The 23,218-nt window shown below is 51.5% G+C and carries 21 protein-coding genes; 10 read left to right on the top strand and 11 right to left on the bottom strand.

Annotated elements, in window-relative coordinates; genetic code table 11:
• Nucleotides 1–5 precede the first annotated feature (5 nt).
• The 3 genes from feoA to greB all read right to left on the bottom strand — a co-directional run bounded on the left by feoA (nt 6) and on the right by greB (nt 3,826).
• Nucleotides 6–233: a ferrous iron transporter A gene (feoA, locus tag A31E_RS06185; protein ID WP_001200455.1), complete on the bottom strand. Its 228-nt coding sequence runs from the start codon at nt 231–233 to the stop codon at nt 6–8.
• Nucleotides 234–931: 698 nt separating this feature from the next.
• Nucleotides 932–3,253 carry a Tex family protein gene (locus A31E_RS06190; protein WP_000980770.1) on the bottom strand — a complete coding sequence of 774 codons (2,322 nt, stop codon included), beginning with the start codon at nt 3,251–3,253 and terminating at the stop codon, nt 932–934.
• A 96-nt stretch (nt 3,254–3,349) separates the two neighbouring features.
• Nucleotides 3,350–3,826: a transcription elongation factor GreB gene (gene greB, locus A31E_RS06195; RefSeq protein WP_001517234.1), complete on the bottom strand. Its 477-nt coding sequence runs from the start codon at nt 3,824–3,826 to the stop codon at nt 3,350–3,352.
• A gap of 227 nt (nt 3,827–4,053) precedes the next feature.
• On the opposite strand from greB, the gene ompR reads away from it, so the two are divergent.
• Together ompR and envZ are read left to right on the top strand one after the other, a co-directional pair.
• On the top strand, nt 4,054–4,773 hold the full coding sequence (gene ompR, locus A31E_RS06200) for an osmolarity response regulator transcription factor OmpR (RefSeq protein WP_001157751.1): 720 nt from the start codon (nt 4,054–4,056) through the stop codon (nt 4,771–4,773).
• Nucleotides 4,770–6,122 (top strand): two-component system sensor histidine kinase EnvZ, encoded by a 1,353-nt coding sequence (gene envZ / locus A31E_RS06205; protein ID WP_001253702.1) that lies wholly within the window; start codon nt 4,770–4,772, stop codon nt 6,120–6,122. Before ompR ends, envZ begins: the two co-directional genes overlap by 4 nt.
• Nucleotides 6,123–6,212: 90 nt before the next feature.
• Here envZ and A31E_RS06210 read toward each other — a convergent pair whose 3' ends face one another.
• Nucleotides 6,213–6,605 (bottom strand): hypothetical protein, encoded by a 393-nt coding sequence (locus tag A31E_RS06210; protein ID WP_016249283.1) that lies wholly within the window; start codon nt 6,603–6,605, stop codon nt 6,213–6,215.
• 74 nt (nt 6,606–6,679) lie between these two features.
• Nucleotides 6,680–8,302, bottom strand: a complete 1,623-nt coding sequence (gene pckA / locus A31E_RS06215) for a phosphoenolpyruvate carboxykinase (ATP) (protein WP_001517232.1) — start codon at nt 8,300–8,302, stop codon at nt 6,680–6,682.
• Nucleotides 8,303–8,679: 377 nt separating this feature from the next.
• Here pckA and A31E_RS06220 point away from each other — a divergent pair, with 377 nt between their 5' ends.
• Entirely contained in the window at nt 8,680–10,404 is a 1,725-nt protein-coding gene (locus tag A31E_RS06220) for a DUF4153 domain-containing protein (protein ID WP_016249282.1), read from the top strand.
• 149 nt (nt 10,405–10,553) lie between these two features.
• Here the strand turns inward: A31E_RS06220 and hslO are convergent, their stop codons facing one another.
• The 4 genes from hslO to igaA all read right to left on the bottom strand — a co-directional run bounded on the left by hslO (nt 10,554) and on the right by igaA (nt 14,736).
• Nucleotides 10,554–11,432: an Hsp33 family molecular chaperone HslO gene (gene hslO / locus A31E_RS06225; protein WP_001517230.1), complete on the bottom strand. Its 879-nt coding sequence runs from the start codon at nt 11,430–11,432 to the stop codon at nt 10,554–10,556.
• Nucleotides 11,433–11,456: 24 nt separating this feature from the next.
• Nucleotides 11,457–11,858: a ribosome-associated heat shock protein Hsp15 gene (gene hslR, locus A31E_RS06230; protein WP_000660493.1), complete on the bottom strand. Its 402-nt coding sequence runs from the start codon at nt 11,856–11,858 to the stop codon at nt 11,457–11,459.
• Nucleotides 11,859–11,868: 10 nt separating this feature from the next.
• Nucleotides 11,869–12,537 (bottom strand): GMP/IMP nucleotidase, encoded by a 669-nt coding sequence (gene yrfG / locus A31E_RS06235; RefSeq protein WP_000547898.1) that lies wholly within the window; start codon nt 12,535–12,537, stop codon nt 11,869–11,871.
• Nucleotides 12,538–12,600: 63 nt separating this feature from the next.
• The gene (igaA, locus tag A31E_RS06240) at nt 12,601–14,736 is read right to left on the bottom strand and encodes an intracellular growth attenuator protein IgaA (protein ID WP_016249281.1); all 2,136 of its coding nucleotides are present in this window, start codon (nt 14,734–14,736) and stop codon (nt 12,601–12,603) included.
• A 321-nt stretch (nt 14,737–15,057) separates the two neighbouring features.
• Here igaA and nudE point away from each other — a divergent pair, with 321 nt between their 5' ends.
• Nucleotides 15,058–15,618 carry an ADP compounds hydrolase NudE gene (gene nudE / locus A31E_RS06245; protein ID WP_000045743.1) on the top strand — a complete coding sequence of 187 codons (561 nt, stop codon included), beginning with the start codon at nt 15,058–15,060 and terminating at the stop codon, nt 15,616–15,618.
• Nucleotides 15,619–15,627: 9 nt separating this feature from the next.
• On the opposite strand, the gene A31E_RS06250 is transcribed toward nudE, so the two are convergent.
• A complete protein-coding gene (locus tag A31E_RS06250) occupies nt 15,628–16,272 on the bottom strand; it encodes a hypothetical protein (protein WP_016249280.1) in 645 nt (214 codons plus the stop codon).
• Between the two features lie 61 nt (nt 16,273–16,333).
• A complete protein-coding gene (gene mrcA, locus A31E_RS06255; RefSeq protein ID WP_001517225.1) occupies nt 16,334–18,886 on the bottom strand; it encodes a peptidoglycan glycosyltransferase/peptidoglycan DD-transpeptidase MrcA in 2,553 nt (850 codons plus the stop codon).
• 119 nt (nt 18,887–19,005) lie between these two features.
• Here mrcA and hofM point away from each other — a divergent pair, with 119 nt between their 5' ends.
• The 6 genes from hofM (at nt 19,006) to aroK (ending at nt 23,217) form a co-directional block, all read left to right on the top strand.
• Nucleotides 19,006–19,785 carry a DNA utilization protein HofM gene (gene hofM, locus A31E_RS06260; RefSeq protein WP_000874538.1) on the top strand — a complete coding sequence of 260 codons (780 nt, stop codon included), beginning with the start codon at nt 19,006–19,008 and terminating at the stop codon, nt 19,783–19,785.
• Nucleotides 19,785–20,324, top strand: a complete 540-nt coding sequence (locus tag A31E_RS06265; RefSeq protein ID WP_016249279.1) for a PilN domain-containing protein — start codon at nt 19,785–19,787, stop codon at nt 20,322–20,324. Before hofM ends, A31E_RS06265 begins: the two co-directional genes overlap by 1 nt.
• Nucleotides 20,308–20,748, top strand: coding sequence for a HofO family protein (locus A31E_RS06270; RefSeq protein ID WP_001517223.1), 441 nt, complete (start codon nt 20,308–20,310; stop codon nt 20,746–20,748). Before A31E_RS06265 ends, A31E_RS06270 begins: the two co-directional genes overlap by 17 nt.
• Nucleotides 20,738–21,145 carry a HofP DNA utilization family protein gene (locus A31E_RS06275; RefSeq protein ID WP_016249278.1) on the top strand — a complete coding sequence of 136 codons (408 nt, stop codon included), beginning with the start codon at nt 20,738–20,740 and terminating at the stop codon, nt 21,143–21,145. The genes A31E_RS06270 and A31E_RS06275 overlap by 11 nt, the downstream gene beginning before the upstream one ends.
• Nucleotides 21,054–22,295, top strand: coding sequence for a DNA uptake porin HofQ (gene hofQ / locus A31E_RS06280; RefSeq protein WP_071990327.1), 1,242 nt, complete (start codon nt 21,054–21,056; stop codon nt 22,293–22,295). The genes A31E_RS06275 and hofQ overlap by 92 nt, the downstream gene beginning before the upstream one ends.
• A 400-nt stretch (nt 22,296–22,695) precedes the next feature.
• On the top strand, nt 22,696–23,217 hold the full coding sequence (gene aroK, locus A31E_RS06285) for a shikimate kinase AroK (protein WP_000818619.1): 522 nt from the start codon (nt 22,696–22,698) through the stop codon (nt 23,215–23,217).
• The last annotated feature ends 1 nt before the right edge of the window (nt 23,218 follow it).

Raw genomic sequence — 23,218 nt, 5'->3', positions numbered from 1 at the left:
CCGTATTAACAGGAAACCGCTTCCACTTCTAATAAGGCCAGATCTTTTTTCCGTAATACCAGGCTTACACGACGGGTTTCGATATGAATAGGATCACCGAGTGGAGCGACGCGCACCACATTAAAAGAGGAGCCAGGTAACATGCCAAGAGAAAGCAGCTTCTGACGATATGCCGGGCTAATTTCACGGGAAAAGCCAGTGATTTTCCACGCAGTATCTGGGGTGTATTGCATAGGTGCCTACTTGTTTCTCGCTATACTCGTCATAATTCAAATTGCATGTGCTGCGGCTTCGGTCGCTCACCCCAGTTACTTACTGGGGTAAGTACCTGGGGACTCTCTCACTTGCCGCCTTCCTGCAACTCGAATTATTTAGAGTAAAACTGGTTAACTACCTCATGGGGCGTTTGACAGCGACATGAGACCAGATGATTCGCCAACGAAGGAGAGATTAAATAATCAATAGTACAATGATAATGAGAATGGTTTCTATCAGCAATACTTAAAATGTGTGCGAATGTTGGTTTAGATAATAATTTGCGCCAATGTTGATGTGGCTCAAGGTTATATCTTGGTCAAAATAAAATTCGAGTGACGAATTATTAGGGCAGCTTGATGTTTAATTAAGGTTTCAGTTGTTAATGATGTGATAAATATTAGCGGAATATATTGTGGTTTTGGCTGTGGAATAAAAATACCGGAGCCAGGCAAGTGCACGGACGGTCCCCTCGCCCCATCGGGGAGAGGGCTAGGGAGAGGGGGGAAAGTTGTGCCTGTTTTGACCCGTAAGCGAGTTTGTCAGCAATCTCAAATGCCGGAGATGTTCTCCGGCACTTTTATGTCAGTTAAGGCGTTTATTGCCAGATGCGGCGTGAACGCCTTATCTGGCCTACGAACCCGTGCAAAGCTGAACCGTAGGCCAGTCATAGTGTTTAACGCTTTTTACCCATCGCTGCTGCCAGCGCATCCATCATCGCGCTGTTACCGGCAGGCTGCGTTTCACGGCCACGCGGTTTTGCTGCCGGGCGGTTGTTTTGCGGACGATCGTTACCGCCGCCACGACGGACATTGGTTTCACCAGGCTGTTCGTCCAGGCGCATGGTCAGGGCGATACGTTTACGCTGGAGATCCACTTCCAGCACTTTCACCTTCACAATGTCACCCGCTTTCACCACGGTGTGCGGATCTTCCACAAACTTATTCGACAGGGAAGAGATGTGAACCAGACCGTCCTGATGTACGCCGATATCGACAAACGCGCCAAAATTGGTGACGTTGGTGACTGCACCTTCGAGGATCATACCCGGTTGCAGGTCGTTCATTGTCTCGACGCCATCGGCAAACTGAGCGGTTTTAAATTCCGGACGCGGGTCGCGACCCGGTTTTTCCAGCTCTTTGATAATGTCGGTTACCGTCGGCACACCGAATTTCTCATCGGTAAAGTCAGAGGCTTTCAGGTTACGCAGTTCGCTGCTGTTACCCATCAGATCTTTCAGTGCCTGTTGCGTTGCCGCCAGAATGCGTTCGACCACCGGATAGGCTTCCGGGTGAACGGTAGACGCGTCCAGCGGGTTATCGCCGTGGTTAATACGCAGGAAGCCCGCACACTGCTCGAAGGCTTTAGGCCCTAAACGGCTAACTTTTAACAATTGCTGACGGTTTTTGAATTGCCCATTCTCATCGCGCCAGGCAACGATGTTTTGTGCCATCATGCGCGTCAGACCCGCCACGCGAGTTAACAGCGGAACAGAAGCGGTGTTGAGATCGACGCCAACGGCGTTTACGCAGTCTTCCACCACTGCATCCAGTTTGCGAGCCAGTTGTGTCTGGCTGACGTCATGCTGATACTGACCCACGCCGATGGATTTCGGATCGATTTTCACCAGCTCCGCCAGCGGATCTTGCAAACGACGGGCGATAGATACCGCGCCACGCAGAGAAACATCGAGATCCGGGAACTCCTGCGCTGCCAGTTCGGAAGCAGAGTAAACCGATGCGCCTGCTTCGCTGACGATCACTTTTTGCGCCGTCACTTTCGGGAACTGCTTCTGAACGTCGAGATAGAAACGCTCGGTTTCGCGGGAAGCCGTACCGTTACCAATCGCCACCAGCTCAACGTTATGTTTTTCGCACAGAGCAGCAACGGTCATCGCTGCTTTTGCGGCCTGCCCGGTGTGCGGATAAATGGTGTCGGTTGCCACCAGTTTACCGGTCGCATCGACTACCGCTACTTTTACCCCGGTACGCAGACCCGGATCGAGGCCCATCGTCGCACGCAGCCCGGCAGGAGCCGCCATCAGCAGATCATGCAGGTTACGGGCAAAAACGTTGATTGCTTCATCTTCTGCGCGTTCGCGCACGGTGCCCATCAGTTCGGTTTCCAGATGCATCAGCACCTTGATGCGCCAGGTCCAGCTCACCACGCCCTTGCGCCAGCTATCCGCCGGAGCATTGTTCAGGCGCAGGCCGAGGTGATCCATAATGATTTGTTCGCAATAGCTCTCTTTCGGTGGCTCGTCGAACTGCGGATCGGCATTCAGCGAAAGCTGGAGTACGCCTTCATTACGCCCACGGAACATCGCCAGCGCGCGGTGAGAGGGCACCGTTGACAGCGGTTCGTGATGATCGAAATAGTCGCGAAATTTTGCCCCTTCCTCTTCTTTACCGCTCACTACGGTTGAGACCAGATGTGCGTTCTTCCACAGATAATCACGCACTTTCGCCAACAGGGCGGCATCTTCGGCAAAACGTTCCATCAGTATATAGCGCGCGCCGTCCAGCGCGGCTTTGGTATCCGCTACGCCTTTATCAGCATCAACAAATTGCGCAGCGGCAATTTCCGGCGTTTGCGATGGATCGTTCCACAACAGGTCAGCTAACGGCTCAAGACCTGCTTCAATGGCGATTTGCCCACGGGTGCGGCGTTTAGGTTTGTAGGGCAGATAGAGGTCTTCGAGTTCGGTTTTGCTCAAAGTGGCGTTGATGGCATTCGCCAGCTCATCGGTGAGTTTACCTTGCTCAGAAATGGACTTGAGGATCGCCTGACGTCTCTCTTCCAGCTCGCGCAAATATCCCAGACGCGTTTCCAGATTACGCAACTGCGTGTCATCCAGACCGCCGGTGATTTCCTTACGATAACGTGCGATAAACGGCACGGTATTCCCTTCGTCAAGCAGGCGAACGGCGGCTTCAACCTGTTCCGGGCGCGCCTGAATTTCACCCGCAATAATGCGGCAGAACGAATCATTCATCATGGTTTGAGTTCATCTTTTCGGATCAAAAATCAGGGGATAGTTATACGGACTGGCTGGCAAAAATGCCAGCCATCGGCAGGAGGTTAAGACTCTTCCTTACGGTTTCACGTACTCGATGGCATTAACATACCAGCTCGCTTCCCCGGCAGGGGTATTCACCACCGCCAGATCGCCAACCTCTTTTTTCAGCAATGCGCGGGCCATTGGGGAATCAATAGAGATGTAATCTTTACGGCCAAAAATTTCATCGTAGCCGACGATACGAAAACGGTGGGTAACACCATCGTCGTTTTCAATCTCCACCCACGCGCCAAAGAACACTTTGCCTTCCTGCTGCGGGGAATAATCGACGATTTTGAGATTTTCCATGCATTTAGTGAGGTAGCGCACGCGGCGGTCGATTTCACGCAGGCGCTTTTTATTATACTGATAGTCAGCATTTTCGCTGCGGTCGCCCAGACTTGCAGCCCAGGTCACCTTTTTTGTGACCTCGGGGCGTTCTTCACGCCAGAGATAATTGAGCTCTTGTTTGAGTTTTTCATACCCTTCCCGGGTAATCAGGGGCGTTTTCATCTCGTTGATTCCCTTTGTCTGTTTGATAATGCGCACATTGGGTATAACGTGATCATATCAACAGAATCAATAATGTTCCGCCGAATAAATTGTATACTTAAACTGCTGTTTAATATGCTTTGTAACAATTTAGGCTGAAATTTATACCAGATTTAGCTGGTGACGAACGTAAGCTTTTTTAAGAATACACGCTTACAAATTGTTGCGAACCTTTGGGAGTATAAACAATGCAAGAGAACTACAAGATTCTGGTGGTCGATGACGACATGCGCCTGCGCGCGCTGCTGGAGCGTTATCTCACCGAACAAGGCTTCCAGGTTCGAAGCGTCGCTAATGCAGAACAGATGGATCGCCTGCTCACCCGTGAATCTTTCCATCTTATGGTACTGGATTTGATGTTACCTGGTGAAGATGGCTTGTCGATTTGCCGACGTCTTCGTAGCCAGAGTAACCCGATGCCGATCATTATGGTGACGGCGAAAGGGGAAGAAGTTGACCGTATCGTTGGCCTGGAGATTGGCGCTGACGATTACATTCCGAAACCGTTTAACCCACGTGAACTGCTGGCTCGTATTCGTGCGGTACTGCGTCGTCAGGCGAACGAGTTGCCGGGCGCGCCGTCGCAGGAAGAAGCGGTAATTGCTTTCGGTAAGTTCAAACTTAACCTCGGTACGCGCGAAATGTTCCGTGAAGATGAGCCGATGCCGCTCACCAGCGGTGAATTTGCGGTACTGAAGGCGCTGGTCAGTCATCCGCGTGAGCCGCTCTCCCGCGATAAATTGATGAACCTTGCCCGTGGACGTGAATATTCCGCAATGGAACGCTCCATCGACGTGCAGATCTCGCGTCTGCGCCGCATGGTGGAAGAAGATCCGGCGCACCCACGTTACATTCAGACCGTCTGGGGTCTGGGCTACGTCTTCGTGCCGGACGGTTCTAAAGCATGAGGCGATTGCGCTTCTCGCCACGAAGTTCATTTGCCCGCACGTTATTGCTCATCGTCACCTTGCTGTTCGTCAGCCTGGTGACGACTTACCTGGTGGTACTGAACTTCGCGATTTTGCCGAGCCTTCAGCAGTTTAATAAAGTCCTCGCATACGAAGTACGTATGTTGATGACCGACAAACTGCAACTGGAGGACGGCACGCAGTTGGTTGTGCCTCCCGCTTTTCGTCGGGAGATCTACCGTGAGCTGGGGATCTCTCTCTATTCCAACGAAGCTGCCGAAGAGGCCGGGCTGCGTTGGGCGCAACACTATGAATTCTTAAGCCATCAGATGGCGCAGCAACTGGGCGGTCCGACGGAAGTTCGCGTCGAGGTCAACAAAAGCTCGCCTGTCGTCTGGCTGAAAACCTGGCTGTCGCCCAATATCTGGGTGCGTGTGCCGCTGACCGAAATTCATCAGGGTGATTTCTCCCCGCTGTTCCGCTATACGCTGGCGATAATGCTGTTGGCGATAGGCGGCGCGTGGCTGTTTATTCGTATTCAGAACCGACCGTTAGTCGATCTCGAACATGCGGCTTTGCAGGTGGGTAAGGGGATTATTCCTCCGCCGCTGCGTGAATATGGTGCTTCGGAGGTGCGTTCGGTTACCCGTGCCTTCAACCATATGGCGGCTGGTGTCAAGCAACTGGCGGATGACCGCACGTTGTTGATGGCAGGGGTGAGTCATGACCTGCGCACGCCGCTGACGCGTATTCGCCTGGCAACGGAGATGATGAGTGAGCAGGATGGCTACCTGGCGGAATCGATCAACAAGGATATCGAAGAGTGCAATGCCATCATTGAGCAATTTATCGACTATCTACGCACCGGGCAGGAGATGCCGATGGAGTTGGCCGATCTTAATGCCGTGCTTGGTGAGGTGATTGCTGCGGAAAGTGGCTATGAGCGGGAAATTGAAACCGCGCTTGAGCCGGGCAGCATTGAAGTAAAAATGCATCCGCTCTCCATCAAACGCGCAGTGGCAAATATGGTGGTGAACGCCGCCCGTTACGGCAATGGCTGGATTAAAGTCAGTAGTGGTACGGAGCCGAATCGCGCCTGGTTCCAGGTGGAAGATGATGGTCCTGGTATTGAACCAGAGCAGCGTAAGCACTTATTCCAGCCGTTTGTCCGCGGCGACAGCGCGCGCACCATTAGCGGAACGGGGTTAGGGCTGGCAATTGTGCAGCGTATCATCGATAACCATAACGGGATGCTGGAGCTCGGCACCAGCGAGCGAGGCGGGCTTTCCATTCGCGCCTGGTTGCCTGTACCGGTCACGCGAGCGCAGGGCACGACAAAAGAAGGGTAAAAAAATGGGAGGCGATGAGCCTCCCGTTTTTTTCGCTTCTAATACATTATGCTCACAACACGAGAATATAGACTCATCGTGTTGATAAGATTATTCAACTTCCATATTGCTACTTACATTGCAAAAACCAACTTGATGAAGGTGAGCTATTTCACGAACTTTTTTCAATGCGTCATCTGCTACAGACCAGCTAAATGCCATATAGATAATATTTTTTCCAATTGAATAGTCGGTCAAATAAACATCTAATCCTGACTCATCCAGCTTATCGAACTGTTCGTCATCGGGGGCATCCGGCCCATTTAAATTAGGGAAGGTTTGAATCAGAGTTGAGTAAAAATTTCTAAGGGCGGGGCTGCTTATTTCTGAATTATTGTAGTCGTGTTGTTCACTCCATGAAGTTTGCTTCTCATACCATTCCATAAAAACAGCCGGATCTTGTGGGGCTGCACTACGTTCAAACACCATTAAATCGTAGCTCATTGATGCTTCCTTTCTACTATAAAAAATCCCCCGTATCTTGCGAAACGGGGGCTTTTGTCTCTTAACTTAACTGATTACAGCTTCGGGCCAGCAGCGACCAGCGCGGCACCCGCAGGGGTGTCGGTGTATTTATCGAAGTTGTCGATAAACAGTTTCGCCAGCGTTTCAGCTTTTTCCTGCCACTGTTCCGGGGAAGCGTAGGTGTTACGCGGATCGAGGATCTTCGTGTCTACGCCCGGCAGCTCGGTTGGGATCGCCAGGTTAAACATCGGCAGGGTGAAGGTTTCTGCGTTATCCAGCGAACCGTTCAGGATGGCATCGATAATGGCGCGGGTATCTTTAATGGAGATACGTTTGCCAGTGCCGTTCCAGCCGGTGTTAACGAGATATGCCTGCGCACCCGCCGCCTGCATACGTTTCACCAGCACTTCTGCGTACTGAGTCGGGTGCAGCGACAGGAATGCCGCGCCGAAACAGGCAGAGAAGGTTGGCGTCGGTTCGGTGATGCCACGCTCAGTACCGGCCAGTTTGGCGGTGAAGCCTGAGAGGAAGTGGTACTGGGTTTGATCGGCAGTCAGGCGAGAAACCGGCGGCAGTACGCCAAAAGCATCTGCGGTCAGGAAGATCACTTTAGTCGCGTGGCCCGCTTTGGAGACTGGCTTAACGATGTTTTCGATATGATAGATCGGATAAGAAACGCGGGTATTCTCGGTTTTTGAACCATCATCAAAGTCGATAGTGCCATCTTCACGCACGGTGACGTTTTCCAGCAGCGCATCGCGACGGATGGCGTTGTAGATTTCGGGTTCTGCTTCTTTCGACAGCTTGATGGTTTTCGCGTAGCAGCCGCCTTCGAAGTTAAATACGCCGTCATCATCCCAGCCGTGCTCGTCATCGCCAATCAGGCGACGTTTCGGGTCGGTGGAAAGGGTGGTTTTACCGGTGCCGGAAAGGCCGAAGAACACCGCAACATCGCCTTTCTCGCCAACGTTGGCGGAGCAGTGCATGGAGGCAATGCCTTTCAGCGGCAGCAGGTAGTTCATCATTGAGAACATCCCTTTCTTCATCTCACCGCCGTACCAGGTGCCACCAATCAACTGCATGCGCTCAGTCAGGTTAAACGCAACGAAGTTTTCAGAGTTCAGACCCTGTTCTTTCCACTGCGGGTTGGTGCACTTCGCGCCGTTCATGACGATAAAGTCTGGTTTGAAATCTTCCAGCTCTTCATCACTCGGGCGAATAAACATGTTCTTGACGAAATGCGCCTGCCAGGCCACTTCGGTGATGAAACGCACGGAAAGGCGAGTGTCCGGGTTAGCGCCACAGAAAGCGTCAACGACAAACAGGCGTTTGCCGGAAAGCTGTTTGGTCACCAGGCCTTTCAGATGCTGCCAGGTTTCCGGAGAGAGAGGTTTGTTGTCGTTCTTACCTTTGCCTTTGTCGGCCCACCAGAAGGTATCGCGGGTAGTATCGTCACGGACGATATACTTATCTTTTGGTGAGCGGCCGGTGAAGATCCCGGTATCGACGGCAACAGCACCCAGGTTAGTTAACACCCCGCGCTCATAACCGGTCAGGTTTGGATCAAGCTCTTCCTGATACAACAGATCATAGCTTGGGTTGTAAACGATATCATGTACGTCACTGATACCATAAGCCTCGAGTTCTTGCGGGGTCAAACCATTGTTAACGCGCATTTCACTGCTCCTTAGCCAATATGTATTGCCTGAATAGTAAAGTCTTTTTGGGGGTGTTAACCGCGACAAGGCTCATAGATTTACGTATCTGGAGAAATTCATATTTGACAAAAAACTCCGTGATTCCTGTCACGAAACGGTTGCTATTATCGCAGAAATAGCATTCCCGGTGTGGAAAATGTTCTTAAAAGGTTAAAAATTGGTTTATATGGCAGGGATATTGTGAGCGTAATCGCATTCATTTATGAAACTGATGAAAATTCAATAGATAAAGTATCGATTCACCACGCTAACTTTTTTTGATTATTTTCTGAAAAAAGCAAATTAGTCCTGCCTGGATGCGATAATTAACTCTCCTTTCGAATCTGGATACCAACATGGACAACGTTGAACTTTTACCCGTAACACGCTGGGGAATGGTTGCTACCGGATTACTCCAGGGGCTGGTTTGCTACTTGCTGATAACCTGGCTTGCCGGAAAAAATAACAGTTGGATTGTCTATGGCGTGCCTGCGACCCTGGCGCTTTCATCTGTTTTACTCTTCACCGTGGTGTCCTTCAAACAGAAGCGACTTTGGGGATGGTTGGCGATAGTGTTGATTGCCACTCTCGGGATGAGCGGCTGGCTGAAGTGGCAAATTGATGGCATGAGTCCCTGGAGAGCGGAAAAGGCGCTTTGGGATTTTGGTTGTTATCTGCTGTTGATGGGAGTGATGTTGCTGCCGTGGATACAACAGAGCCTGCGTGTGCACAATGACATTACCCGCTATAGCTATTTTTACCAGTCGGTATGGCATAACGTACTTGTATTATTAGTGATTTTTATCACCAATGGCCTGACGTGGCTGGTGCTTTTACTGTGGAGTGAGTTATTTAAACTTGTTGGCATCACGTTTTTCAAAACGCTCTTTTTTTCAACCGACTGGTTTATTTATCTTACGCTGGGGCTGGTTACTGCGCTGGCGGTGATCCTGGCGCGGACACAGTCACGTTTAATTGACTCAATTCAAAAGTTGTTCACGTTAATTGCCACGGGTTTACTGCCGTTGGTGTCATTGCTGACGCTGCTGTTTATTATCACCCTGCCGTTTGCGGGCCTGAATGCGATTTCTCGCCATATCTCTGCCGCTGGGTTGCTTTTGACGCTGGCCTTTTTGCAACTGCTTTTAATGGCCGTTGTCCGCGATCCGCAAAAAGCATCAATTCCCTGGGCTGGCCCGTTGCGTTACCTGATTAAAACCGCTCTGCTGGTTACGCCGCTGTATGTGCTGATTGCCGCCTGGGCGTTATGGTTGCGGGTTGCTCAGTACGGCTGGACTGCCGAACGCTTGCATGGTGCGCTGGCTGTGGTGGTGTTACTGGTTTGGTCGCTGGGATATTTTGTCAGTATTGTCTGGCGTAAAGGGCAAAATCCCCTTGTTCTTCAGGGTAAAGTGAATCTTGCGGTTTCGTTGCTGGTGCTGGTGATACTGGTATTGCTTAATTCTCCAGTGCTGGACAGTATGCGCATTAGCGTGAACAGTCATATGGCGCGTTATCAGAGCGGCAAAAACACGCCAGACCAGGTGAGTATCTACATGCTCGAACAGAGCGGTCGCTATGGACGTGCGGCGCTCGAGTCGCTGAAAAGCGATGTCGAGTATATGAAAGACCCGAAACGCAGACGGAGTCTGCTTATGGCGTTTGATGGAGTCCTGCGTCTTCAGCAGCGGATATCGGAAAAAGCATTAGCCGATAATGTATTAATTGCCCCAGGTTCTGGCAAACCGGATGCGACATTCTGGTCGGCAGTGATGAAAAATCTCTATAACGCGATGATATGTATTGAAAAAGACGCCTGTGTACTGGTTGAGCAAGATCTGAATAGTGATGGCAGGGCAGAGGGGATTCTTTTCGCTTTTAATAGTGAAAGATATATTGTTTATGGCTTTGATCCTGACAAGAAAGAATGGCAAGAGCTTACGATGAGTTTACTTCCGCGCGAAATAACGAAAGAAAAATTACTCACTGCTGCGAAGGAGGGAAAACTGGGGACGAAGCCTAAAGCGTGGCGCGATCTTACGGTGGATGGTGAAACGCTGGATTTGAATCTGAATGAGTGACAACGCGCATCTGATTTTTGCCGGATTCGGTGCGAACGCCTTATCTGACCTACAATAACTTGCGATTTATACCGTAGGCCTGATAAGCACAGCGCATCAGGCTATTAAGACAAAAAATCCGGCAGAGTTGTCTCTGCCGGATTTACTAATTAATGAACCTGCGGGTCTGCCGGAGATGCGTTGTTGCGGATCCCGGCAATATCCATCGCATTGAACACATAGTGGTTACCACAGTAATCACAATGCATGTCAATTTCGCCTTCTTCCGCCAGGATGCTATCTACTTCTTCATCCGGCAGCGTTTTCAGCGCGTCGGCGCAACGTTCACGCGAGCAGGTGCATTTGAACTCAACATCCTGCGGATCGTAAACCGTCACTTCTTCTTCGTGATACAAACGCCACAAAACCTCGTTTGCCGGTAAGGTCAGCAGTTCTTCGGTTTTGATGGTTTCGGTCAGTGTCGCCAGGTGATTGAAGTCATCCTGCTGGGCATTTTGCGCAGGCATCACCTGCAACAGCATGCCGCCAGCGGCAGGCTTACCATCTACTTCGCCGGTGCGAATAAACAGGCGCGTCGGCAACTGTTCAGAACGCATAAAGTAATCTTCCAGGCAAGCTGCCAGGGTATCACCTTCCAGACCAACGACGCCCTGATAGCGTTCGCCTTCGCTCGGCGTAATGGTAATTACCACATAACCGTTACCGACCAGCGTTTTCAGATCGGCATTTTCTGGAATTTCGCCCTGCACGCGTGCGACGCCGCGCATCTGCTGTTTGTTGTTTCCGTTGATGACCGCCAGATTCATCGGGCCGTCGCCTTGTAGTTGCACGGTGATATCACCATCAAACTTCAGTGTAGCGGTCAGCAGGCTGGTTGCGACCAGCAGTTCTGCCAGCACGTTTTTCACCGGCTGCGGATAATCGTGATTCTCAAGGATCTGTTGCAGGGTTTCCGAAACGGTTACCAGTTCGCCGCGCACGGCAAAGTTTTCAAACAGATAGCGATGTAATTGGTCATGTTGCGGCATAATCATCTCTCTTGCAGGTGACAGTTATTCACTGTCGCCGTGTTTAAATCGTAACAGGTCGCGGCGCTCTTTTTTGTCCGGGCGTCGGTCCGGGTGCGGCATGGTTAAGGCATTAAGTTTACGTGCCAGCGCCATTTTTTCGCGTTTCTCTACACTTTCCGCAGTCTCTTCATACAGCAAGACCGCCTCGCTGGCGGGGCGACGCTGCTCAGTAATCGCCTTCACAATTACTGTTCGCTCGTCATTTCCCTGGCGCAGTGTGAGCGTGGCATTCAGTTCGACGACTTTACTCGGCTTGCTGCGCTGCCCGTTGTAATGCACCTTACCGCCTTCAATCATTTCGCGGGCCAGCGCGCGGGTTTTATAAAAACGGGCGGCCCATAGCCATTTATCCAGTCGAACCTCAACAGCAGGTTTTTCTTTCATGGCGTCTCCTTCACATTAGCGAGGGGATCAGGCGGCGGTAGTCATTCAGTGACGGATGGCGCTCATACTGTTTTTCAGCAATCCCTGAGTCGGGATTAGTAACGCCGAGGCAGTAACGAATACCAAATTGCGCGGCAGCGTCGAGAATCGCTTCGCTGTCATCAATAAACAGCGTTCTTTCAGCTTTCAGACCCGTAGCTTCGGCCACCGCATGCCATAACCGCTGATCCTCTTTCGGATAACCAAATGTGTGGGTGGAAAGTAATAAATCAAGGTGTGCGTCCAGACCGGTATGCTCGAGTTTTACCGCCAGATTGTGCGGATGGGCGTTAGTGAGCAAAATTCGCCGCTTGCCGCTGGCTTTCAGAGCTTCAAGAAACGGAATGGTATCTTCACGCAGCACGGCGCGTGGCCCCATTTCGGTGGTCATCGCGCAAATATCCAGGCCCAGTTGCTCACTCCAGTAATCAAGACAGTACCAGTTTAGCGTATGCTGCACGTCGTGATATTGCTGGCGCATATATTCCATCGCTTCTTGTGGCGTGACACCGTTCTGCGCGCCCCAGGTTTCGGGCACCAGCTTTTGCCAGAAATAGTTATCGAAAGCGAGGTCGAGCAGTGTGCCGTCCATATCCAGCAGAACGGTGTCTACGTCCTGCCAGGCAATGTTGATATGCATGGGGGAATCTCCAGAGTGAAGCAATTTGCGCGACAGGGTAGCATAACCTGCCGCGCAAACGTGTTATTCGATGAGGCTTTCTGAAGATGTCAGCAGTTTCGAATTCAGGCAGTTTTCGTAGTATTCCTGAATTTTTAGCATACGGGTACGGTGACGTTGGCATCGCCGCCAGGCCTGCACGCCATTATAGATGGCGCTGCCCAGCATCGTTAGCAACAGCAATGTCGTGCCCAGATAGCGCCACAGTCCGGAGCGATCCGGGATGGGGTGCAGGCCGATATGCTGCGTGCCGTTGGCGTCGGTGAAAATTTTGGTGACGATCCCCTCGGCGTTAAAAGGCGTATGCATCAACATTTGTGCCAGCTTCTGGAAGGCGTTCCACTGCTCTTGTGGCGGATAATCATAAAGCGAAACCGCAGGCCACGGTTGATCGACTAAATCACTGCCTTCGTCGCTGACAATCAGGAATCCTCCCGGTGCCGGGCTATTCAGTGATTGCGCCGCTCGCGCCGTTTCATGAGTGATGAATGGTGCTGTAGAGGTTTCCACCAGGTTATCGAGTGATTCTGCACTCACCGGGCGGAGTAACACATTGACACCGTCGAGTTTTCCGGCGTTGGCGCGTTTTACCAGTGCGTCCCAGTCCTTACTGTTGCCGAGATTTACCAGCGCATTTTTCAACCGTACACAATCATCTTTGGCAGCACAGAGATCAGCCGTCTTCAGCACAATGTCGCCAAAGTCATCAAGCAGTACCATGCCGGATTTCTGAATTGCTGAACGCAATGAGGCGCTGACGCGAGATTCATCATCCGGTTTCGGGTGCAACTGGCGGTTTACTGCCTCGGTCAGTGCCGTGGCCTTGTTGACCAGTTCAGACTCTGGTAATGGCAATGAACGGGCGTCATTCCAGATGATCTGCGAGCAGTCAAATGGCAAAAACGGTGAATTAGTTTTCGCGCTCCAGGTTCCGGAAGTGCGGATATTACACATCCCTGTACCGCTAAGACGTAAGGTATCGCCTACACGTACTCCGGCATCTGCCAGTTGTTTAACGCTGGTGGCCTCAATGGTCTGCGCGCCTTTCATCCAGGAGAGGGTGAATTTCAGCGGCATATCCAGGGGGATCCAGAACAGCAGCATAAACAGCACCAGCAGCGATCCGGCAGCGATAACCGTACTGCGTAGCCAGTGTTGCAGCGGGAAGTTTTTCACTTCGTCATGCAGCGAAAGATAGCGTCCCTGGCGTACCACATGCCGATCAAGGTAGATATCGATATCCGTTTGCTGCCCCAGATCCAGGGCAATATAAGGCTGCCAGTGCGCGGGATAGACCAGGTCGATAATACCGAGCGAGATATTGTTGATTTGTTCCTGATCGTTTTCGCCAAATAATCCCCAACGACGCGGCGTACCACGCAGACAGTGGATCTCCCGCAGGGATGATTTTGCCGGCGGCGCAAATAGCCCCCACAGACCTGCTCCCAGCAGCAGTAATGCGCCACCAGCCAGCCACGGAACAAAGACATCCGGGGTAATCAGGCAGAAAAAGAACATCAGGAAGGAGGCGACAATCAGTAACGCTTCACGCAGCCCACGCGGGCGACTAAGCGCATACTCTTCGTGCGTTTCTTTGCGAATATTGAGTAATTCAATTTGTTCGCTTTCTTCTCCGCGAATAGACGCCTGCGTTGACGGGACTGGCTGTAACGCATAGCCGCGAGTTTCCTGCATGTACTCTTGCAGCGTATGACCGTTGAGTGAAATAACCAGCGGCAGCGAATCGGTATGGATCAGTTCAACGGTATTTTCATCGTTGATGTACTGCTCCCAGAACGGGGGCAGGTGGACTTCCACCGAATCGAGATAGTAACGCCATTTGTTTGGATCGTCGGTAGAAATGCCATAACGCGTGATGGCGTGCGTCAACATCATGACGTTGTTGCTTTCGGCGTTCAGGGTCAGAGAAACAGGAGCCGTGCTGGCACCCGTTGGGCCGGGAACCTGCAAAACCTGCGTCAGACTGTCGAGATAATTTTCAACGGCGCTACGTTCTTCAGAAGTGAGTTTGCGCGTTTGCGCATCAGCGAAGGCGTTAGCCCAGGACAGTGGACGTCGCCTGGAGCGTACTTTTATCAGCCATCCTGCAAGTAGTGAGCAGGCCAGCAAAGCAGCTAAAAAAATCACAATGGTGCTCATGCTTTCCCCATCTTACTTAATTTGTCAGGTGTGGTTAGTCGCATCCTGGACACAATATAGGATTCTGCGGTTGGCTATCGGCAAGCGTGGAGTTGAACTTGAGCATCATTAAGCGCATCCCAGTAACCGCTGATCATAGCAAACCCTCTGAGGGCGGAATATCAGCAAATTCCTGGACTTATTTCAACCTATTGACTTTTTATTTGATTTGAGAATGATTATTTATTAGGTTACGTAAATGTAAATAACATGCAATTCACATTGCCGAAAGCGTGTCCGATATCGCACAATAACTGCTGATTTCACAGCATAGATTCCACGATGAGCAAATCATTACAAAAACCCACCATTCTGAATGTTGAAACTGTAGCCCGTTCCCGATTGTTTACCGTCGAAAGCGTGGATCTGGAGTTCAGCAACGGCGTGCGGCGTGTTTATGAACGAATGCGTCCAACCAACCGGGAAGCCGTGATGATTGTGCCGATTGTGGACGATCACCTGATTTTGATCCGCGAATACGCAGTGGGAACTGAATCCTACGAGTTAGGATTTTCGAAAGGGTTAATTGACCCCGGTGAAAGTGTCTATGAAGCCGCTAACCGCGAGCTAAAAGAAGAAGTGGGATTTGGTGCGAACGATCTGACTTTCTTGAAGAAGCTCAGCATGGCACCGTCTTACTTTTCCAGCAAAATGAATATCGTGGTGGCGCAGGATCTCTACCCTGAATCGCTGGAAGGCGATGAGCCAGAGCCGCTGCCGCAAGTGCGCTGGCCGCTGGCGCATATGATGGATTTGCTCGAAGACCCTGATTTCAACGAAGCGCGCAATGTCAGTGCGCTGTTCCTGGTACGTGAGTGGTTGAAGGGGCAGGGGCGGTTGTAAAGCCCCTGGTTATGCAGGCTGGCGTGACTGGGCGAGTTTTTCGTGAATAAACGCCAGTGCTTCCTCTTCTTTATCACTCAGCCATATAAAACTTGACTTGTTCATAACCAATACAAATATATCTTTATAGGGGATAAGGTCATTTATCTCTGACCAGACACAAAAGCTGTGGGTGCCAGATTTTTTCCAGCATTTAACACCAGTCTCATCGATTTGAAAGTTCAATCCTTCCGTTATTGCGTTTTGATTGTAGATATCAGACTGTGCTTTTTTCTGCTTATACCTTGTCCAGTAGGTCTTTACTGAAAAAAACATACCATGTAGCCAAAATACGATAATTAATACTTTGTTTTTGTTGAGTATAAACAGAAGGTCATCGGTGATGTTATTCCAGACTGATAATTCAATTTCTATATTAAATATCCCTAAAATCACGAGAGATGCAGGGAATAGCAAGAAAAACGTGACAGCAATGATGTCATAGAGAGTCGCTTTGTGCAGGCGTGGCACTTTATCTGGATGATATCTTCGTAGAACAAGGCCATTGATGGTTAGAAAATCAGTCTGGTTGAGGCTGAACGGGGCATATTGCCTGGTGAACTGACGACTGATTTCGCTGCAATTCTCTGAAAGAGAAGGGGAGTGAATTTCCATTTTCGTTGATATCTTCCATAGTAAAAAAGCCCGACAACATTAACGTTGCCGGGCGTCGTTTTTAGAACAATTCCTGCGCCTCACCATTATCGATAATGGTCGTTCCCACCTCGCGCACCGCCTGCTGTGTAGGCTGCGTACCTTCGATGAAATACTCTTCGCGGCTGTTGCCGCCGCTGGCCAGTTGCCCAGTGCTGCGATCGATATTCACCGTCACAATACCCGGCGGCGGCGTCAGCGGTTGTTCCGGTACGCCTTCCAGAACGGCTTTCATATAAGCGTCCCATGCTGGCTGCGCGCTCTTCGCTCCACCTTCATAACCCGAGATCTGATCTTTAATCGCGCCGGAAGCCGTGGTGTGGCCGAGATTGCGGCGGTGATCGTCAAAGCCAATCCATACCGAGGTCACAACGCCTGGACCGTAACCCGAAAACCACGCATCTTTCGAGCTGTTGGTTGTCCCGGTTTTCCCGCCAATATCATGACGTTGTAAATCACGGCCTGCGCGCCAGCCGGTGCCCTGCCAACCTGGTTCACCAAAGATATTGGTGTTCAGGGCGCTCTTAATCAGGAATGCCAGCGGTGTGCTGATGACGTGCGGTGCGTACTCTGGCGCGCCAGTCTTCGCCACTAATGTCTGATTAGCCTGCTCCAGTTGCGGCATTGGAACGGAAACATTCTGCTGCGAGCGAGAGGTAGCAACATCTTCAACGTCGCTATTTTCCAGCACGTTCGATTTTTGCGTATCACCGTAAATCACCGGAATATCACATTCCGGGCAGGCTACTTTCGGTTTAGCTTCGAAAATCACGCCACCCTGGTCGTTTTCAATTTTGCTGATAAACCAGGGGTCAACCAGGAAGCCACCATTAGCCATCACTGCGTACCCACGCGCCACCTGTAGCGGCGTGAAGGAAGCAGAACCCAGCGCCAGCGATTCAGTGTGGACAATGTTTTGTGCCGGGAAGCCGAAGCGTTGCAAATACTCTGCGGCATAGTCCACGCCCATCGCACGCATCGCTCGTACCATTACCACGTTTTTCGACTGACCCAGCCCCTGGCGTAAACGGATTGGACCGGCATACTGCGGTGGTGAGTTTTTCGGCTGCCAGTCAGAACCCGCACCTGCATCCCAGCGGGAAATCGGCACATCGTTCAACATACTTGCCAGCGTCAGACCTTTATCCATCGCTGCGGTGTAGAGGAAAGGCTTGATATTCGAACCAACCTGACGCAGCGCCTGGGTGGCGCGGTTAAATTTGCTCTGGTTGAAGTCAAAGCCACCAACCAGCGCCATAACCGCGCCGTTTTGTGGATTGATAGATACCAGCGCTGAGTTCACTTCCGGCACCTGTGCCAGCCACCAGGCATCGCCCATCTGGCGAACCCAGATTTGCTGACCTGTTTGCACAACATCGCTCACTTTACGCGGCGTCGGTCCCTGCTGAGTATCTGAACGATAAGGCCGCGCCCAGCGCACTCCTTCCATTCGCAGCGTTACAGATGTTCCGTCCGCCAGCATTGCTGTCGCTTCCTGCGGGTTGGCGCGGGTGACCGCGGCAGGCAGCAGCGGACCATAGGTCGGCAGCGCCTTCAGCGTATCGGTAATCTTTTTGTCATCCCACGCTGACTCACCTGCTTTCCACAGCACATTGGCTGGGCCGCGATAGCCATGACGCATGTCGTAGTCCAGAACGTTATTACGTACAGCTTGCTGTGCGGCCTGCTGCACTTTGCGGGTAATGGTAGTGTAAATGCGATAACCGTCTTCATAAGCGCTTTCGCCGTAACGGTTATACATCTCCTGGCGTACCATTTCGGTGAGATACGGCGCTGAGAAGGCGATCTCCGGTGCGTGATAGTTGGCGTTAACCGGCTCAGTGCGTGTCTGAGCGTACTGCTGTTGAGTGATATACCCTTCGTCCAACATTCGCGACAGCACGACGTTCCGTCGCGCAACGGCACGATCCATAGAGTAGAGCGGGTTGAAGGTGGAGGGGGCTTTCGGTAGCCCGGCAATCACCGCCATTTCGTTCAGCGTCAATTGATCGACCGTTTTACCGAAATAGACTTGTGCCGCAGCACCGACACCATAGGCGCGGTAACCGAGGTAAATCTTGTTCAGATAAAGCTCGAGGATTTCGTCTTTCGTCAGCAACTGTTCAATACGAATCGCAAGGAAGACTTCCTTAATTTTACGCATCAACGTGCGTTCTGGACTCAGGAAGAAGTTTCTCGCCAGTTGTTGGGTGATGGTGCTCGCCCCTTGTGATGCGTGGCCGGAGAACAGCGCCACGCTTGCCGCACGGAAGATCCCCACCGGGTCAACACCGTGATGCTCGTAGAAGCGGCTGTCTTCCGTCGCAATAAAGGCTTTCACCATTTCCGGCGGGATTTGATCCAACGTAACCGGAATACGACGTTTTTCACCGTATTGAGCAATTAGCTCGCCATCGGCACTGTAAATCTGCATCGGAATTTGCAGGCGTACATCTTTTAATGTCGCCACATCCGGCAGTTGTGGCTCGATGTAGCGGTAGAGGCCATAAATCGAGCCTGCTCCCAGCAGAATGCAACAGACTGCAAGGATCAATAAATACTTTACGAACTTCACTGGAAATTTCCCATTTAGTTTCATTTGGGCAGTTTATAAACAAACGCGCGGTAGTATAAAGGCAAGCCAGACGCATTGATATACCCGTCAGAGTGACGGGGGATAAGGAGATCATCACAATGGCATTTAAGATCTGGCAAATTGGTTTGCATTTACAACAGCAAGAAGCGGTGGCGGTTGCTATCGTGCGTGGCGCTAAAGAATGCTTTTTACAACGCTGGTGGCGCTTGCCGCTGGCAACAGACATTATCAAAGATGGGCGCATTATTGACGCGGAACGGCTGGCCAAAACGTTGTTACCGTGGAGTCGTGAACTGCCGCGCCGTCATCACATTATGTTGGCATTTCCTGCCAGCCGCACGTTACAGAGGGCAATACCGCGTCCGGCGATGTCCCTCGGTGAACGGGAGCAAACGGCCTGGCTGACAGGTACGATGGCCCGCGAGCTGGATATGGAACCGGACTCCCTGCGCTTTGATTACAGCGAAGATTCGCTAAGCCCTGCTTATAACGTGACCGCTGCGCAAAGCAAAGAGCTGGCGACGCTGCTTACCCTGGCAGAAAGATTGCGTGTTCACGTTAGTGCGATTACCCCAGACGCCTGCGCTTTGCAGCGATTCCTGCCTTTTTTACCCTCTCATCAGCGGTGCCTGGCCTGGCGTGATAACGAACAGTGGCTATGGGCGACGCGTTATAGCTGGGGGCGCAAACTGGCGGTAGGGATGACAAGCGCGAATGAGCTGGCGGCGGCGTTAGCTGTTGACCCCGAAAGTGTCGCGATATGTGGTGAAGGTGGGTTTGACCCCTGGGACGCGGTTTCTGTTCGTCAGCCGCCGCTACCGCCGCCTGGTGGAGACTTCGCTATTGCGCTGGGTCTGGCGCTTGGGGAGACGCGCTGATGAATCCGCCAATCAATTTTTTGCCCTGGCGACAGCAACGCCGGACAACCTTTTTTCGCTTCTGGTTGCTGATGTTCGTTGCTCCTTTGCTGTTGGCTGTTGTGATAACGCAAATGCTGCGTCTGACAAGCAACGCCGAAGCTCGCGTAGATGCTGTTTTACTTCAGGCAGAACAGCAACTTGCCCGTGGCTTACAGGTTACTAAGCCGCGTTTGCTGGAGCGCCAACAATTTCGCGAACAGCGTTTGCAACGTCAGCGCCAGCGACAATTTACCCGCGACTGGCAATCTGCACTGGAGTCACTGGCGACGCTTTTACCGGAGCACGCCTGGCTGACCACGATAAGCTGGCAGCAGGGAACGCTGGAGGTAAAGGGACTTACGGCGAACATTACCGCGTTAAATGCGCTGGAAACGTCACTTCGTCAGGATGCTACTTTTCAGCTCAACCAGCGTGGGGTCACGCAGCAGGATGCACAAGGACGCTGGCAATTTGAGTATCGGTTAACAAGGAAAGTTAGCGATGAACACGTTCTTTGACTGGTGGTATGCCACATCACCCCGTATCCGCCTGTTTGGGTGGACGCTCTGGTTGCTGGTGTTATTCACGCTCCTCTTTCTTTCATTGGCACGCCAGGAAGAGAGCGATGCATTAACCCGACTGCGAGCAACGAATCACCAGCAATCCGTCGCACTGTATCGCCTGGTAGATACCACTCTCATCAGCGAAGAAAAGACATTGCCATTTTCGCCGCTGGATTTTCAGTTGCCCGGCGCGCAACTGGTTTACTGGCACCCGTCCGCCCAGGGAGGCGAGTTGGCGTTGAAAACGCTTTGGGAAGCGGTGCCGTCTGCATTTACACGCCTGGCAGAACGCAATGTCAGCGTGAGCCGTTTTTCGTTAAGCGTGGAAGGTGATGAACTTTTGTTCACGCTACAACTGGAGACGCCACATGAGGGGTAAACGCTGGTTGTTGGCGGGTGTTGCATTATGCCTTTTAACGGGGATGCGTGACCCTTTTAAACCGTCGGAGGATATATGCCGGATTAGCGAACTCAGCCAGTGGCGTTATCAGGGAATAATAGGGCGAGGCGACCGCGTTATTGGCGTAATAAAAGATGGCCAAAAGAAATGGCGACGGGTACAGCAAAACGATGTGCTGGAGAATGGCTGGACGATTTTTCAACTGACGCCAGAAACATTAACGCTGAGAACCGGAAAAAACTGCGAACCGCCACAGTGGTTGTGGCAACGGCAAGGAGATAAAAATGAAGCAATGGATAGCCGCGCTACTGCTGATAATCATGATACCCATCGTACAGGCGGCAAAGCCGCAAAAAGTCACGCTGATGGTGGATGATGTTCCGGTAGCTCAGGTTTTACAGGCACTGGCTGAACAGGAAAAGTTAAACCTGGTGGTCTCGCCTGACGTCAACGGTACGGTGTCATTACATCTCACTGACGTTCCCTGGAAGCAGGCACTACAAACCGTAGTGAAAAGCGCCGGGCTGATAACGCGCCAGGAAGGCAACATTCTCTCGGTGCATTCTGTTGCCTGGCAGAATGACAATATCGCCCGTCAGGAGGCTGAACAGGCGCGGGCGCAGGCGAATCTTCCGCTGGAAAATCGCAATATTACTCTGCAATACGCAGATGCCGGAGAGCTGGCGAAAGCAGGGGAGAAGTTGCTTAGCGCCAAAGGCAGTATGACCGTCGATAAACGCACCAATCGCCTTTTGCTACGTGATAACAAAGCTGCGTTAACTGCGCTGGAACAGTGGGTTGCGCAAATGGATTTGCCGGTCGGGCAAGTTGAACTGTCGGCGCACATTGTCACTATTAATGAAAAAAGTTTGCGGGAATTGGGGGTGAAATGGACGCTGGCAGATGCGCAACAAGCTGGCGGCGTTGGGCAAGTGACCGCACTTGGAAGCGATCTTTCCGTGGCGACGGCGACGACGCATATCGGGTTTAACATTGGGCGCATCAACGGGCGTTTACTGGATTTGGAGCTTTCCGCACTCGAACAAAAACAGCAACTGGATATTATCGCCAGCCCGCGTCTGCTGGCCTCGCATCTCCAGCCTGCCAGCATTAAACAAGGAAGCGAGATCCCGTATCAGGTTTCCAGCGGTGAAAGCGGCGCGACGTCGGTGGAATTTAAAGAGGCCGTACTGGGAATGGAGGTCACGCCTACAGTGTTACAAAAAGGCCGCATCCGGTTGAAATTACACATCAGCCAGAACGTGCCGGGGCAAGTACTACAACAGGCTGATGGCGAAGTGCTGGCGATTGATAAACAGGAGATCGAAACGCAGGTTGAAGTCAAAAGCGGAGAAACGCTGGCACTGGGCGGCATCTTTACCCGTAAAAATAAATCGGGACAGGATAGCGTACCGCTGCTGGGCGATATCCCCTGGTTCGGGCAATTATTTCGTCATGACGGAAAAGAAGATGAACGACGTGAGTTAGTGGTGTTTATCACGCCACGGTTGGTTTCCAGTGAGTAAATCACCGCAAAAACGGCGATGTTTTTATGCTGAACATGTTTCATCTATTTGACGTGCGCAGGTATTTAGCATACAAGGAGTACCGATTTGAGAGTCGGTGTTCCTTGCTGCCTGCGTTATATGATGGTGATTTATCTTTCACGCGGCATTTTGCTGTCTTTTTTACGCTAATCTTACCCGGTGATTTATCGCCAGAGCGGTGATAGCAAGGCAGTGCACCTGCAACGACCAGATATGCAGAGGGAGGGGCGATTTATTCAGTTGCCAAACCCGCTGGAGTATTGAGATAATTTTCAGTCTGACTCTCGCAATATCTTATGAGGTTTCAGTTCATGTCCTGCGGCGCTCTCTGAGCGAAGCGGGTTTATCATTAACGAATAGTCTTAGTAGTACCGAAAAAATGGCAGAGAAACGCAATATCTTTCTGGTTGGGCCTATGGGTGCCGGAAAAAGCACTATTGGGCGCCAGTTAGCTCAACAACTCAATATGGAATTTTACGATTCCGATCAAGAGATTGAGAAACGAACCGGAGCTGATGTGGGCTGGGTTTTCGATTTAGAAGGCGAAGAAGGCTTCCGCGAACGCGAAGAAAAGGTCATCAATGAGTTGACCGAGAAGCAGGGTATTGTGCTGGCTACTGGCGGCGGCTCTGTGAAATCCCGCGAAACGCGTAACCGTCTTTCCGCACGTGGTGTTGTCGTTTATCTTGAAACGACCATCGAAAAGCAACTTGCGCGCACGCAGCGTGATAAAAAACGCCCGTTGCTGCACGTTGAAACGCCGCCGCGTGAAGTTCTGGAAGCGTTGGCTAATGAACGCAATCCGCTGTATGAAGAGATTGCCGACGTGACCATTCGTACTGATGATCAAAGCGCCAAAGTGGTCGCAAACCAGATTATTCACATGCTGGAAAGCAACTAAT

Source organism: Escherichia sp. KTE159 (assembly GCF_000408805.1).
GTDB lineage: Bacteria > Pseudomonadota > Gammaproteobacteria > Enterobacterales > Enterobacteriaceae > Escherichia > Escherichia marmotae.
This window is presented reverse-complemented; position numbering and strand designations above follow the sequence as displayed.

Bases quoted from the DNA above. Each gene is read 5' to 3' on its own strand.
- greB (WP_001517234.1), bottom strand. From the start codon at position 3,826: ATGAAAACGCCCCTGATTACCCGGGAAGGGTATGAAAAACTCAAACAA.
- hslO (WP_001517230.1), bottom strand. From the start codon at position 11,432: ATGCCGCAACATGACCAATTACATCGCTATCTGTTTGAAAACTTTGCC.
- feoA (WP_001200455.1), bottom strand. From the start codon at position 233: ATGCAATACACCCCAGATACTGCGTGGAAAATCACTGGCTTTTCCCGT.
- A31E_RS06210 (WP_016249283.1), bottom strand. From the start codon at position 6,605: ATGAGCTACGATTTAATGGTGTTTGAACGTAGTGCAGCCCCACAAGAT.
- igaA (WP_016249281.1), bottom strand. From the start codon at position 14,736: ATGAGCACCATTGTGATTTTTTTAGCTGCTTTGCTGGCCTGCTCACTA.
- A31E_RS06265 (WP_016249279.1), top strand. From the start codon at position 19,785: ATGAATCCGCCAATCAATTTTTTGCCCTGGCGACAGCAACGCCGGACA.
- ompR (WP_001157751.1), top strand. From the start codon at position 4,054: ATGCAAGAGAACTACAAGATTCTGGTGGTCGATGACGACATGCGCCTG.
- hslR (WP_000660493.1), bottom strand. From the start codon at position 11,858: ATGAAAGAAAAACCTGCTGTTGAGGTTCGACTGGATAAATGGCTATGG.
- hofQ (WP_071990327.1), top strand. From the start codon at position 21,054: ATGAAGCAATGGATAGCCGCGCTACTGCTGATAATCATGATACCCATC.
- pckA (WP_001517232.1), bottom strand. From the start codon at position 8,302: ATGCGCGTTAACAATGGTTTGACCCCGCAAGAACTCGAGGCTTATGGT.
- A31E_RS06220 (WP_016249282.1), top strand. From the start codon at position 8,680: ATGGACAACGTTGAACTTTTACCCGTAACACGCTGGGGAATGGTTGCT.
- nudE (WP_000045743.1), top strand. From the start codon at position 15,058: ATGAGCAAATCATTACAAAAACCCACCATTCTGAATGTTGAAACTGTA.
- A31E_RS06270 (WP_001517223.1), top strand. From the start codon at position 20,308: ATGAACACGTTCTTTGACTGGTGGTATGCCACATCACCCCGTATCCGC.
- A31E_RS06275 (WP_016249278.1), top strand. From the start codon at position 20,738: ATGAGGGGTAAACGCTGGTTGTTGGCGGGTGTTGCATTATGCCTTTTA.
- A31E_RS06190 (WP_000980770.1), bottom strand. From the start codon at position 3,253: ATGATGAATGATTCGTTCTGCCGCATTATTGCGGGTGAAATTCAGGCG.
- yrfG (WP_000547898.1), bottom strand. From the start codon at position 12,537: ATGCATATCAACATTGCCTGGCAGGACGTAGACACCGTTCTGCTGGAT.
- hofM (WP_000874538.1), top strand. From the start codon at position 19,006: ATGGCATTTAAGATCTGGCAAATTGGTTTGCATTTACAACAGCAAGAA.
- envZ (WP_001253702.1), top strand. From the start codon at position 4,770: ATGAGGCGATTGCGCTTCTCGCCACGAAGTTCATTTGCCCGCACGTTA.
- A31E_RS06250 (WP_016249280.1), bottom strand. From the start codon at position 16,272: ATGGAAATTCACTCCCCTTCTCTTTCAGAGAATTGCAGCGAAATCAGT.
- aroK (WP_000818619.1), top strand. From the start codon at position 22,696: ATGGCAGAGAAACGCAATATCTTTCTGGTTGGGCCTATGGGTGCCGGA.